This window comes from Haloarcula sp. CBA1127, assembly GCF_001485575.1.
In the GTDB taxonomy this organism is placed as follows: domain Archaea; phylum Halobacteriota; class Halobacteria; order Halobacteriales; family Haloarculaceae; genus Haloarcula.
This window is the reverse complement of record NZ_BCNB01000006.1, coordinates 507,875-520,408: the sequence shown is the minus strand read 5'-3', so window position 1 is coordinate 520,408 and position 12,534 is coordinate 507,875. Positions and strand designations below refer to the sequence as shown.

Below are 12,534 nucleotides of genomic sequence, written 5' to 3'. Positions count from 1 at the left end.
TTTCCGGGCGTTTTTCGACGAAACTGCCTACCGGTAACCGGTAGGTTGACACTGGGATTGACAGCAGCGCCTATCGAGGTTCCGACAGTATTAAATTTCGGTGTAGCGTAGGAAATTTTTAATGACGTTGTCGGATATCGCTGCCGGTGTCGAGGTCACGACCCACCAGCGTGACCGCGGCATCGCTGCCGTTGACGAGACAGACGCGTCCCTCCCGGAACGACTGGCCCCGGTGGCCGATGATCTCCCGTGCTCAGCGGCGACAGCGGCGACCGTCGTCGAGGCCTACGCAGCCGGCAAGAGCGTCGGCGATGCGGGCCGTGCCGCCGGTGTTGCGCCTGTGATGGCCGCCAAGACGCTCCATCTCGTCGGCGAGCAAGTGTCACCGGTCGGCCCACAGGGACGTGAGATGATCGCCGATTGGCTTGCCGGGGATCTCTCCCGCAACGACGCTATCGCACTCGCCGATGTGACTGAACAGGAGTTTGCCCTAGCTGTGTACATCGAGACGCACGAGCCGCTGCCAGCGGCCCGCGATGCGGTCGAAGGAGCGCTGACGACTGAGGAACGGGACCCGTTAGGAGAGACGATGAGCGACGTCGGCGAGCTGCTATGAGCGTGTGTGAATTGCTTTCTCGGCGAGGTCGGGAGTGAGCGACATCGGCGAGCTGCTGTGAGGATGTGTGATCTGCCTTCTCGGCGAGGTCGGGAGTGAGCAGCGGTCGCCTCGTGCGTGTGGAATCCACGCGCTCGCTACCTGCCCGCTTTCTGGGGCATGCTTAACACCTATGGCTGCAAACCCGGAGATATGTCGGCTTCGGAACTGGCAGACCGGGTGGCCGAGGTGCTTGCAGCGGACAGCGAGTCGTTCAACGAACGGGCCCGCGAGGAAGCCGAAGCGCTCAAATCCGCGGTCCGGAGCGGGACCTTCGACAACTCGGAGGCGATCGTCGGCATGGAACTGGAGCTGTATGCCGTCGATGAGCAGACCGACGCGCTCCAGCGGGTCCCGCGTCAGTTGCTCGAACTCATCGGGTTCGAAAAGGAACTCGGCCTGCACAACGCCGAGATGCAGACGAGCCCGCAGCCGCTGAACACCCACGGGCTGGCGGCCCAGCGAAACGAACTGAAGGCGTCGCTGATGCCGGCCCAGCAACGGGTGCGCAACGAGGGCATTCGCCTGGTCTCCGACGGCATGTGGACCGTTCCACCCGCCGGCGAGACGGCCCGGGAGTACCTCTGTGACTGCGTCGAACAGAGCGGCGTCCGCATCGGGACGAACATGTCGGACTCCGTCCGCTATCACACGATGGCCAACACGGATTACCCCTCGGCGTTCGAAATCGACGCGCCACACGTTTCGATACAGGCCGAGACGGTGATGCCGGAATCGCTCATCACCTCGATTCAACCCCACTACCAGATTCCTCACGCTCCGGATCTGCCGGAGTATTTCAGCTACGCGCTCCGTATCGCCGCGCCGCTGCTGGCGCTTGGCGTCAACTCGCCGTTTTTCCCGCCGGACCTGTACGACGATGCGCCCGACCCGGAGATCGTCGCCGGAGCAAAGATGGAGAACCGTATCGGCGTCTTCGAATCGGTGCTCAATCCGCCCGACGGCGACTCGACGCCACCGAAGGTCTGCTTCCCGCCGGATTTTGACTCAGTCGAGGAGGCCATCGACGACATCGTCGAGGACGACACCATCGTCCCGGTCGACCTGCAGTCGGGGACCCGCTTCGACGACGACTTTGTCCACTTCCGGCACAAGCACGGCACGTACTGGCGGTGGGTTAGGCCGGTGTTCGAAGGGCCGACCCGGTCGGCGGCCAACGCCCGCATCGAGTTCCGCCCGCTGGCCGCACAGCCGACCGTCGACGACGCAATCGGGTTCGCGGCTGTCTTTGCCGGCCTGATGGAGAGCCTGCCGCGGCTCGAACATCCCATCCAGTCCCTGGACTGGGAAACGGCGAAGCGGAACTTCTACACCGCCGCTCGGAACGGCCTCCGGGCAAAAATTGAGTGGATAACCGCTGATGGGGCAACGACGACCAGCACCGAAGAGATATACGGTGAACTGTTCGAGCACGCACGCGAGGGGCTCGAACAGCGGGGCCTCTCGGCGGAGGAGGCCCATGGGTACATCCGGCCGCTGCGCGAGCGCGTCGACCGCCGGCTCACGCCCGCACGCTGGAAACACGACTATGTCCGCCGTCGCGTCGAGGAGAACGTCCCGCTGGCAGAAGCTATCTGGGGGATGCAGGCTACCTATATCCGTCATCAGGAGGGGAACCTGCTGGAGGGGAGTTTCGTCGACTGGTTCGAGTAATTTCAGTCCCCGGTCGCCAGTTCCGACTGTTCCGTTTCCTCGCGTCGGTCCGCAATCCCTGCGTAGGCGACGACGGTTGCGCCCAGTTCTTCGACGCGCTCTGTGATGTCTCCGTCGGCGATGCTGCCGTCCTCGAAGGCGGCCCACGAGTCAGGGATGGCGACATCTTGCGGGAGCGGCCAGCCCTTCAACTCTATGACGGAGGCCCGAAGGTGCTGTAGCGTCGGCGTGGGGAACCCGCCGCCGGCCACTGCGAGGATGCCGACGGTCGTCCCCTCGACATCCTCGATACTGCAGTAGTCGAGCGCCGTCTTCAGCGGTGAGGCGATTGTGCCATGATACACAGGCGTTCCGAGGACCATCGCGTCGGCCTCGCGGACACGGGCAGCGAGTTCCGGGCCGTCACCGGAGTCTGCCACACTCGCGTCAGGGTCGAACAGCGGGAGGTCCCATTCCCGCAGGTCGATGTGTTCAACCGTCGCGCCAGCCCCCGCTGCTGCATCGAGGGCGTGCTGGACGGCGATTCTGGTTCCGCTCTCGTCACGAAGGCTGCCGCTGACACCGATAACGTTTGGCGTGTCGTGCATCGTGTGTCTGTTCGTAGCCGGGACTGATTAGTAAGTATTCTGAGAAATTGATTTCAGTACGAATTTTGACAGGAGGTTGTGCGGCCAGCGGGCCGTGGCGGCATCGGGAATCAGGCGCTACGGCTGTCGTCGATGAACATTGCTCGGGTCCACTCGGCCACAGCGCTGGCGAGACTACTCGCTGAGATCGATGCGCACCTGTGATTGTGACAGCAGTTCCCCCGCAGTCACCAGGGGTGTCCTGCGAACCGTCGCTGTTGCTGCCCGCGACTACTCTTGTTCTTCGTCGCTGTCCGCAGCCTCATCCATCTCGCCGGCTTCTGTCTCAGTATCGACTTCGGAGCCGTCCGTCTCATCTTCCCGCTCGTCCGTTTCCTCGTGTTCGCCCATCTCCTCGTGCTCGGCGAACTCGACTTCGGCTTCCAGTTCGATTTCTATTCCCTTACCCTCCAGTTCTGCCTCGAACTCCGCCATGTCTTCGACTTCGGCTTCCAGTTCCGCTGTGTCTACCGCTACCTCAACCTCCACTTCGACGGAAACGTCGTCTTGGTCCATATCGACCTTCTGAGCGGCTGACATAACATCGTTTTGCAACCGGCATGCTGCGGCCAACTTCGACATCGCTATGTGCGTCAGTCGCAGACAAGTTGCTATGAGCGACCCCGTGGATGTGACCGTTGATGCTGACGACGAGTCGGAATCGGTCCGCATCCACGACGACGGTGGCGAGGTCGAAGCCGGCGATGCGACGGTCCGATTCAGCTTTTCTGGGACTGGCGACGATGTGCAGGCGGCTGGCGGTAACGACGAACAGTCGCCTGACGGCAATGACGACGATGGTACCGAGCCGCGCCGCATCGCCGAACTCGATTCGGTGCCAACCGACAGCACGCTCGTGTTCGAAGCGCGCGACGGTCGGCGCGGCGTCAACTGTATCCTGCACCGTTCAGGCGACGCCGTCGCCGCCTGGCGCAACTCCTGTCCCCACCAGCCCGAGGTCCCGCTGGACCCGGGCCGGGGCGCGATTGTGCGGGGTGACCAGCTGGTGTGTCACAAACACGGCGCGCAGTTCGAACCCGACGACGGCGTCTGTACGCACGGGCCCTGTGCCGGTGACGCCCTCGACAGTATCGAGGTCTCGGTTCAGGACGGGGATGTGTACCTCACCGACGAGCGCTTCGAGCGGGCCGAACGGCGCTGACGCGCTGTCAGACTGTTTTCCGGTTATCTCCCAATAAGCAGTGTCATCAGTCGTCGGCGACGGCCGGCTCACTGCTGGCCCGCGCGTCGGCGTCGCGCCACGTCCCCCGGAGGAACCAGGCCGCTGCGAGGCCGGCCGCGAGGACGTTCGAGACGGCGAAGGCCAGCCAGATACCCTGTTCGGCCAGCGAGTACGCGAAGAGGTCGACGACCTGCGGGCCGAGCCATGCCGGGACCGCCACCGGGCGGGAGGCGACCCAGGCGACCGGCAGCCGGATGATTCCCAGCATGGTAACCGCAAGCGCCGCTGCGGTGAGCGTCTTGCCAGCCCCTCGGAACCCGCCGGAGTAGGCCCGAACGATGCCGATGAAGCCGAAGGTCGGGGCGACCCACTGGAGGAACTCGGCCCCGATGCGGACGACCTCGGGGTCGTCGCTGAACACGCTGACGACGGTCGGCGCGGCGAAGATAGTGACTACGCCGAGGACGGTGAGGATAGCGAACGACACCTTTGCAGCGAAGTGGTTGGCCGTCGCTGCGCGGTCAGGCCGCTCGGCACCGAGGTTCTGGCCGGTCATCGTCTCGACGCCGCGGTCCATCGCGATGGCCGGCATGAACACCAGCGAGAACACGCGGATACCGACGCCGAAGGCTGCCACGACGGTCACGGAGAACGTCCCAACGATGAACAGCATGGCGTTGACCGACACAGCACGCCCGGTGCCTTCAACGGAGGCCGGGATGCCCAGCCTGAGCAGTTTCCGGAGGTACTCCAGATCGGGAGCCATATCGCTGAGGTGGATCCGCACGCCGCGCCGGCCCGACAGCAGGATACCGATGCCGACGACCAGCGCTACGGCACGCGAGAAGATCGTCGCGACGGCCGCGCCGACGACGCCCATCTCGGGGAACACCCACCAGCCGAAGATGAGGAACGGGTCGATGACGATGTTCAGTACGACAGTCCCGAACATCACCAGCATCGGCGTGATGGTGTCGCCGGCCCCGCGCATCAGTGAGATGAACACGAAGAAGCCGAACATCGCCGTCAGCCCGAGCGAGACGACCTGTAGGTAGCCTGTCGCGCCCGGGAGCACCTCGCTGGATGCGCCCAGCAGCGACAGAAAGTCCTCGACAAAGAAGTAACCGGTCACGCCGAGCAGCACGGAGGCTAGCAGCGCGAACGTCACAGTCTGGGAGGCGGCGTATTCGGCCTCGCGGTGCTCCTCGGCCCCGGTGTGCTGGGCGACCAGTACGCTCCCGGCCACTGACAGGCCCATCCCGAGCGAGATGAGCAGGAAGATCATCGGGAAGGCAAAGGAGATCGCCGCCAGCGCCGTCGTGGAGTACTGCCCCAGCCAGAACGTGTCTGCGAGGTTGTACGCCACCTGTAGCAGGTTCGTGATGACGATGGGGAAGGAAAGAAACAGCAGCGGCTTGCCGATGTCGCCGCTGGTCAGGTCCAGTTCCTCCTGCCCCTTGAATAGGTTCCCGAGCCGCGAACCCAGACGGCCCAGTTTCTGCCGGACGCTCACGCTGTGACCTCCTGCTGTCCGTCTAGGAGATGCGTCTCGACGTACTCGGTGAGCATCCGTCTGGTACACTTGACCGGGCGTCCGGTCGTGACGCGCTCGGTCGCAGCCCCGGTCAGGACGGTGACGATGAACCGGGCGGTCTCCTCGGCATCGAGGTCGGATTTGAACGTCCCATCAGCGATACCGTCTTCGAGGATCACTTCGAGTTCGTTGACGAGGTAGTCGTCGAATTCGGTGAGTCGCTCGCGAAAGCCGGGTTCGTAGGGTGCGTGGGCACGGATTTCGAGGATCGCCGTCCCGAACTCCTCGCTCCCGTCGTCTGGCTTGTCCAGCACGGAATCGATGAGTGCCAGCAGGCGCTCGTGTGGGGTCTCGCCGGCGGGGTCCTCGATCCGGTCGACGAACCCGTCATAGAGGTAGTCGAGGAACGCACAGAGGAGGTCGTGCTTGCTGTCGTAGTGGTAGTGGAGGGCAGCTTTGCTCTTGTCCGACTCGTCGGCGATGTCCTGCATCGTCAGATCTGCATAGCCGTGCGTACACAGCGCACGGTAGGTCGCATCCATAATGTCGTCGGCCGTGTCGCCGTCGTTCATTACGCGTAACTAACTGACTGGTCAGTCAAGTATTCGTCGGTACCATTTGAGGCTGGGTTCGCGTGCCATGCCACCCGGAAATCAGATTCCCGGGAGCCGTCGCTCGGGGACCGCTCGGAACGACGGTAGAAGGGCGGTCGCTACTCCTTCAGGTCGAGGTCGAACTGCTCGTGTTCGCTTGCGGCGTTAAGCACGACGGAGGTGTTCGATTCCCTGATGTCTGGGTCGGTGAGGAGTTCCTTTATCTGGGCGTTCATGCCGTCAGTGTCGGTGAACTTCCCGACCGCGATGACGTCGTAGTCACCGGTGACCTCGTACACCGAGATCATCTGCTTGTGCTCTTCGAGATCCTCGGTGACTGCCGGGAGCGACGACCCTTCCACCTTGAGCTGAATGATGGCCGTCACGTCGTAACCGAGCTTGTCGTAGTCGACTTTGGGGGTATACCCGTTGATGATCCCCTCGTCCTCGAGATCGGAAAGGTGGTTTGAGACGGTCGTTACCGACACGTCGAGGTCTTCTCCAAGGCTTCGGAGGCTGGCACGGCCGTCACCCAGAAGTGCATTCACTAGCTCACGGTCGAGATTTTCGTACGTCATTACATCGGGGGACGCCCCCCAGGGATTAGAATTTTACGAATGTCCAAATGTAAGCGAAAGCGTCGAAACCTTTGCGCAAATCAGCAGGGTTTTAGTAGTAGCACCGCTCCTATCGGGTGTCCAAAGATGACAAGCGAACTTTCAGAGGCGGCACAGGAGGTACTCGACGAAATCGACGAGAAGAACGTCGACTTCCTCCGGCTCCAGTTTACCGACATCCTCGGCACGATCAAGAACGTCTCGATCACAGCCGACCAGGCAGAGAAAGCGTTCACAGAGGGGATTTACTTCGACGGCTCCTCGATTAACGGCTTCGTCCGCATTCAGGAGTCCGACATGCGTCTGGACCCGGACCCCTCGACGTTCTCCGTGCTCCCGTGGAGAGAAAACGTCGAAGGCGGTTCCAGTGCCCGTCTCATCTGTGATGTCATCGACACCTCGACCGGCGAACCGTTCTCCGGTGACCCGCGCGGCGTCCTGAAGCGTGCGATCGAGCGCGCAAACGACATGGGCTATACGGTCAACGCCGCCCCCGAGCCCGAGTTCTTCCTGTTCGAAGAAGACGAAGAGGGCCGTGCGACGACCAAGACCAACGACGCCGGTGGCTACTTCGACCTCGCACCGAAGGACCTCGCCTCCGACGTGCGCCGTGACATCATCTACGGCCTCGAAGACATGGGCTTCGACATCGAAGCCTCCCACCACGAGGTCGCTCAGGGCCAGCACGAGATCAACTTCACCTACGACGACGCGCTCTCGACGGCCGACAACGTCGCAACCTTCCGCTCTGTCGTCCGCGCCATCGCGGCTGAGCACGACCTGCACGCGACGTTCATGCCGAAACCCATCCCGAAGATCAACGGCTCCGGGATGCACACGCACCTCTCGCTGTTCACCGAGGACGGCGAGAACGCGTTCCACGACGAGGACGACGAGTTCAACCTCTCCGAGACGGCAAAGAGCTTCACCGCCGGTATCCTCAAGCACGCACCAGCTATCACGGCCGTCTCGAACCCGACCGTGAACTCCTACAAGCGTCTGGTCCCGGGCTACGAGGCGCCTGTCTACGTCGCCTGGTCCGACCGTAACCGCTCGGCGCTCATCCGCAAGCCGGCCGCCCGAACGCCGGCCGCAAGCCGTATCGAGGCTCGCTTCCCCGACCCGTCGTGTAACCCGTACCTCGCCTTCGCCGCACTCATCCACGCCGGTCTCGACGGCGTCGAACAGGAGCTCGAGTGCGACGACCCTGTCCGCGAGAACATCTACGACTTCGACGAAGAGAAACGCGAGGAGTACGGCATCACCACGCTCCCATCGAACCTCGGCGAGGCCGTCGAGGCGCTCGAAAACGACGAAGTGATTCAGGACGCACTCGGCGAGCACGTCTACGAGAACTTCGTTGAGGCCAAAACGCAGGAGCACAAGGAGTACCTTGTCGACGTCTCCGACTGGGAACTCGACCGCTACCTCGAGAAGTTCTAAACGGCTCCCTATTCAGTATTTTCTGCGAGGCGCTCACCGGCCAGCGGTAGCGTTAGCAGCGCTCCGGTCCCAAGCCCCGCAAGTAACGTGACGATGCCCGGTGTCGGGTCTAACCCGAACGTCACCCCGAGCAACGCTCCGACCGAGACAACGCCCAGCAGCGCCGTGATACCGACACCGTGCCGGGTCGGCTCCGGGATCGAATCTCCCAGTAGCGCCCAGACCACGGCACCCGCGACAGCGACACCCAGCGCGCCGGCCGAATTGCGGGAAACGCCGGTGACGAACAGCCCTGCCACGGCGATGACGGCCGCGAGGCCAAACACCCGCTCGGGCGTTTTGAGCGCGCCGAGGGCGAATGCGAGGGCTGTCCCGGCGATGGCAAAGCCCGCAACGATATCGGCGAGGTAGTGGACGCCGAGTACCAGTCGGGAGAGCCCGATGAGGGCAATGATTGTCGCGGCGACAGCGGTGCGCTGTCGACGCGTGCCGACCCGGAGCGCCCATGCGATGCCGCCCCAGACGAGCAGCGAAAGGGTGGCGTGGCCGCTCGGGAAGCCGAACCCCTCTCCGGTCGCCATCGACTCGTAGGCGCCCCGTAGCGCCGCCGGGAGCAGTTCGGCGTGGGTGGCTGTGCCCGCCCCGGGCGGCCGCGGCAGCGCGAACACGCCCTTCAGTGACACGACGAGCGCGACACCGACGGCGAGTAGCGCCACCAGCATCGCCGTCCGGTCGCGAGTGAGGTCCTGCCCAAATTTCGGCGTCCACGGGCCGAGCCAGTACAGCAGGCCACAGGCCAGAAACGTGAACCAGAAATCCCCAAGCTGGGTGATCAGCGCGAACAGCACGACGACCGCGCCGGGCAACGCTGACAGCACCTCGGTGACGCCGACAGCCCGTATCACTGTCGCCAGTCACGCACGCGGTCGACGAGTCGTCCGGGGAGGCCGGTGGCAGTAAGCGTCACACCGACCGCAATCATCACGGCGTAGAGGCCGAGCGTCGACAGCCAGATGACCAGCATCGCCAGCACGGCCCAGAGCCCCTTCAGGTAGTAGAACGCGCCAAGGGTCATGATCGTACCGTACAGCAAGACGATGTAGGGACCCCACTGGCGGGCGTGGCCGCGGCGCATCCGGCGGCGGACGTACTGTTTGAGGTCCGACCGCACCTCGTCACGGTGGAGCGTCCGGCCCTCGATGTCCTCACGGAATGACTCGAACTCCTCGCGGAGTTCCTGTAGTTCCTCATCTGTCAACTCGTCGGCGTCTCGGCCGGGCGTATCGGCGCCGGCCGGCGGGGGCGTGTCGGTCTCGTCAGCGTCCTCACTCATCGCTTTGCCGGACCGTCGGCGCGATACCTGTTGTAGTTGCCGGTCCGCGAGCGCCGCGTTGACCGCTGCCCCCACGAGAAGCACCTGTCCGGCGAAGTAAAACCACGTCACGAGCAACAGGACCCCACCGATGACGCCATACACCTGATAGGAATCGGCCTGCGCCGCGTAGACGTTGAATCCCGTCCCGAGCAGTGTCCACCCGACGCCGGCGAACACCGCGCCGGGGATGGCCTCCTGCAGTGTCATCTCTTGGTCGGGAAAGAGGTAGTACAGCGGAAGGAAGGCGACTGCCAGCACGGGAACGAGCGCGAGCCCGCCGAGCGCGACCTGCACGCCCAGCACCGTCCCGAACGCGCCGATGATACCGAGCCCGACCAGTGCGATACCGATGCCACCCAGCGCAGCCAGCCCGTCGATGACTTCGCCGACAATCGAGTCGGGGCCGTCCGTCCCGTAGACGCGACTGAAGGCCGTATCCAGTCCGCGGAACACCTTGAGCGCGCTCCACAGCGTCACGCCGACACCGAGCACAGTCGCACCACCGCGACCGGCCCCGCTGGTCAGCGCGTCTTCGAGCAGTGTCGACGCCGCCGGTGTGAGCACGTCTCCCGCCGCCGTCACGATCCGCTCGGCGAAGGCTTCTCCGCCCGCCAGCGTGCCGACGACCAGCGTCAGCAACAACAGCGGCAGGAGCGAGACGAACATGTAGTAGGCGATGCCAGCGGCGAGAAAGGAGACCTCTTCCTCCTGAACGGTACGGATGACAGCCCGACCGACGGAGACAGCGCGTGTGCGGTCCACCCGAGCACGTCAGAGTGGAGCCACAAATATACTGTCGACTGGCTGATGTCAGTCGGCCATCGACGCCATCTCAGTCGTCGAGCGCTGCGTCGGGCCGGTACGACCGGCTCACGACCCGCCACGTTCCCGAGCGGAACCGATAGTACGTCACCGCCGCGGGAACCGCCGTCTCGACGACGAGCGAGGCGTACAGCGCGAGTTCGCCGAGCGGCGTGACGTAGCCGAGATACGCCAGCGGGAGGGCGAACAGGTACATTCCGGCCAGCTGTGAGTAAAACGGCCAGCGCGTGTCGCCGCTGGCCCGGAGCGGCCCGACTGAGCCGCCGTCGACGCCACGGAACACGACACTGGCACACGCGACGGCGACGAACACCGTCACCAGCGGGAGCACCGTGGGGTCCGAAACGAACAGACGGGCGATGCCCCGTGAGAACGGGAGCAGCGTCGCTGCGACGACGATGTACACGCCAATACTCAACCGGAGTACTGTCTCCGCCCAGACGGTCGCCTCGGCCTCGTCATCGTCGCCGAGTGCTTGCCCGACGAGGCTACTCGATGCGAGGCTCAGTCCCCAGTTCGGCGTGTCAAGCAGCGCCCGGACGCGGAGTGCCACGACGTAGGCCGAGACGACGCCAGGCCCGAACAAGCCGACGATGAACAGCCGAGGGAACTGCGCCCCGGTCCGTGCGAGGTTGGCTCCCACGAGCGGGGTCCCGGTTTTCGCGAGGTCTCGCCCCAGTCTCCGGTCGAGTAACGGTCGCGACACCGGAACCCGGACCGGGAACGCGCCGATGATCGGCAGGCCACCGCGAGCCAGTCCGACGGCGAACCCAGCCGTGACCAGCACGTTCGCAATGACCGTGCCCAGGGCCGCACCGACGACGCCGAGGCCGAATCCGAAGATGAAGACGGCGTTCAATGCGATGTTGACGACCGCGCCGCCGGCCCGCAACAGCATCGGCGTCCAGGCGTCGTCGGCTCCCACGAGCGTCCGACTGGCGATGAGGTTCAGTGCGGCGAAGGGGACACCGAGGGCGGCGACGCGCAGGTACTGGACCCCGTATCCGACGGCTTCGGACCCCGTTCCGACGAGGTCGACGAGCAGTCCGGGGACGACCCAGTACGCCGCCGCCAGCGGAAGTGTCAGCCCGAGTACGACAGTGGCGCTGGTCGTGACGGTGACCGCCAGTTCCTCGCCGGCGTCGGCACCGTAGCGCTGGGACACCATGCCGATTGTCCCGCCGGCGACGCCGCCGCCCAGCGCGAACACCAGTTCCCAGAACGGCGCGGCGAAGCCGACGCCGGCGATGGCGGTCGGTCCGAGTGCTAGCCCCACCATCGCCACGTCGACCGTCGACTTCGACATCCGCGCGAGCCCGGTGACGATCCGGGGCCAGGACAGGTCCGTCGCTCGTCGGACCCGCTCGCGCTCGACGAGGTCGAACCGCGCGAGCAGGCCGCCGATGAACAGCAGGACGCCACGGACCGGATTGTACGTGGAGGGCACGTGTTCGCCACTGCTTTGCGGTCGAACCCGAAAGGTGTTAAGAAAGGGGAGCCGCCCTCACAGGGTTTATACAGCGCCGCTGCAACGACCGGATATGGATACGGAAGCGGCCATCCGGCACGGGACGATGCAGGTGACCGTCCTGTTGCTCGTCGCGGCCGCACTAGCTATCGGCTTCGGTGTCGCCGGGGTCGGCGCGTCCCTGCCGATTGTCGTTGGCCTGCTGGTACTGACGGCTGTTCTATTCGTTGCCCGTCCGGACGAGGACCGATTCGGTCCCGTCGCTGGTGTCGATATGGACGGCATTGTCCAGTCGCTGTGGCTCGCGCCGCTCATCACGGTGCTGCCGCTGCTCGTCCGCCTGTCGGCCACGCCCGGCGAGATGCAGGCCATCGGCGGGCTGCTCGGTCTCGCGGGGATGGCGAACTACTTCCTGCGCCCGGTGTACCTGCTGGGCTACGACCTCGTCTCCGCGGTTCGAGAGAGCGTCGGTCGGGCGAACGGTCGGTAAGAATTAGCTCGACTCGCACTCTGTTTGCAATCCTCGGTTACTGTCTGGACTCCC

The 12,534-nt window shown here is 64.5% G+C and carries 13 protein-coding genes; 5 read left to right on the top strand and 8 right to left on the bottom strand.

What is annotated here, in order from left to right:
* The first annotated feature begins 121 nt into the window (after positions 1–121).
* Positions 122–616: a hypothetical protein gene (locus AV059_RS07275; RefSeq protein WP_058993463.1), complete on the top strand. Its 495-nt coding sequence runs from the start codon at positions 122–124 to the stop codon at positions 614–616.
* A gap of 192 nt (positions 617–808) precedes the next feature.
* A complete protein-coding gene (locus AV059_RS07270; protein WP_058993461.1) occupies positions 809–2,329 on the top strand; it encodes a hypothetical protein in 1,521 nt (506 codons plus the stop codon).
* 2 nt (positions 2,330–2,331) lie between these two features.
* Here AV059_RS07270 and AV059_RS07265 read toward each other — a convergent pair whose 3' ends face one another.
* Together AV059_RS07265 and AV059_RS07260 are read right to left on the bottom strand one after the other, a co-directional pair.
* Positions 2,332–2,916, bottom strand: coding sequence for an NADPH-dependent FMN reductase (locus AV059_RS07265; RefSeq protein WP_058993459.1), 585 nt, complete (start codon positions 2,914–2,916; stop codon positions 2,332–2,334).
* Between the two features lie 270 nt (positions 2,917–3,186).
* Positions 3,187–3,471: a hypothetical protein gene (locus AV059_RS07260; protein WP_058993457.1), complete on the bottom strand. Its 285-nt coding sequence runs from the start codon at positions 3,469–3,471 to the stop codon at positions 3,187–3,189.
* Positions 3,472–3,568: 97 nt separating this feature from the next.
* Here AV059_RS07260 and AV059_RS07255 point away from each other — a divergent pair, with 97 nt between their 5' ends.
* A complete protein-coding gene (locus tag AV059_RS07255) occupies positions 3,569–4,117 on the top strand; it encodes a Rieske 2Fe-2S domain-containing protein (RefSeq protein WP_058993455.1) in 549 nt (182 codons plus the stop codon).
* A 46-nt stretch (positions 4,118–4,163) separates the two neighbouring features.
* On the opposite strand, the gene AV059_RS07250 is transcribed toward AV059_RS07255, so the two are convergent.
* The 3 genes from AV059_RS07250 to lrp form a co-directional block, all read right to left on the bottom strand.
* On the bottom strand, positions 4,164–5,651 hold the full coding sequence (locus tag AV059_RS07250) for an MATE family efflux transporter (RefSeq protein WP_058993453.1): 1,488 nt from the start codon (positions 5,649–5,651) through the stop codon (positions 4,164–4,166).
* Positions 5,648–6,244: a TetR/AcrR family transcriptional regulator gene (locus tag AV059_RS07245; protein ID WP_058993451.1), complete on the bottom strand. Its 597-nt coding sequence runs from the start codon at positions 6,242–6,244 to the stop codon at positions 5,648–5,650. Before AV059_RS07245 ends, AV059_RS07250 begins: the two co-directional genes overlap by 4 nt.
* A 140-nt stretch (positions 6,245–6,384) precedes the next feature.
* The gene (lrp, locus tag AV059_RS07240; protein ID WP_005536716.1) at positions 6,385–6,843 is read right to left on the bottom strand and encodes an HTH-type transcriptional regulator Lrp; all 459 of its coding nucleotides are present in this window, start codon (positions 6,841–6,843) and stop codon (positions 6,385–6,387) included.
* Between the two features lie 126 nt (positions 6,844–6,969).
* On the opposite strand from lrp, the gene glnA reads away from it, so the two are divergent.
* Entirely contained in the window at positions 6,970–8,325 is a 1,356-nt protein-coding gene (gene glnA, locus AV059_RS07235; RefSeq protein ID WP_058993450.1) for a type I glutamate--ammonia ligase, read from the top strand.
* Positions 8,326–8,333: 8 nt separating this feature from the next.
* Here the strand turns inward: glnA and AV059_RS07230 are convergent, their stop codons facing one another.
* The 3 genes from AV059_RS07230 to AV059_RS07220 form a co-directional block, all read right to left on the bottom strand.
* Positions 8,334–9,230, bottom strand: a complete 897-nt coding sequence (locus AV059_RS07230) for a phosphatase PAP2 family protein (RefSeq protein ID WP_058993448.1) — start codon at positions 9,228–9,230, stop codon at positions 8,334–8,336.
* The gene (locus tag AV059_RS07225; RefSeq protein WP_058993446.1) at positions 9,227–10,462 is read right to left on the bottom strand and encodes a YihY/virulence factor BrkB family protein; all 1,236 of its coding nucleotides are present in this window, start codon (positions 10,460–10,462) and stop codon (positions 9,227–9,229) included. The genes AV059_RS07230 and AV059_RS07225 overlap by 4 nt, the downstream gene beginning before the upstream one ends.
* Before the next feature lie 70 nt (positions 10,463–10,532).
* Complete coding sequence (locus AV059_RS07220) at positions 10,533–11,969, bottom strand: MATE family efflux transporter (RefSeq protein WP_058993444.1); 1,437 nt, start codon at positions 11,967–11,969, stop codon at positions 10,533–10,535.
* A 94-nt stretch (positions 11,970–12,063) separates the two neighbouring features.
* Between AV059_RS07220 and AV059_RS07215 the strand changes: the two genes are divergently transcribed.
* Positions 12,064–12,480: a hypothetical protein gene (locus AV059_RS07215; RefSeq protein WP_058993442.1), complete on the top strand. Its 417-nt coding sequence runs from the start codon at positions 12,064–12,066 to the stop codon at positions 12,478–12,480.
* Positions 12,481–12,534: the final 54 nt, after the last annotated feature.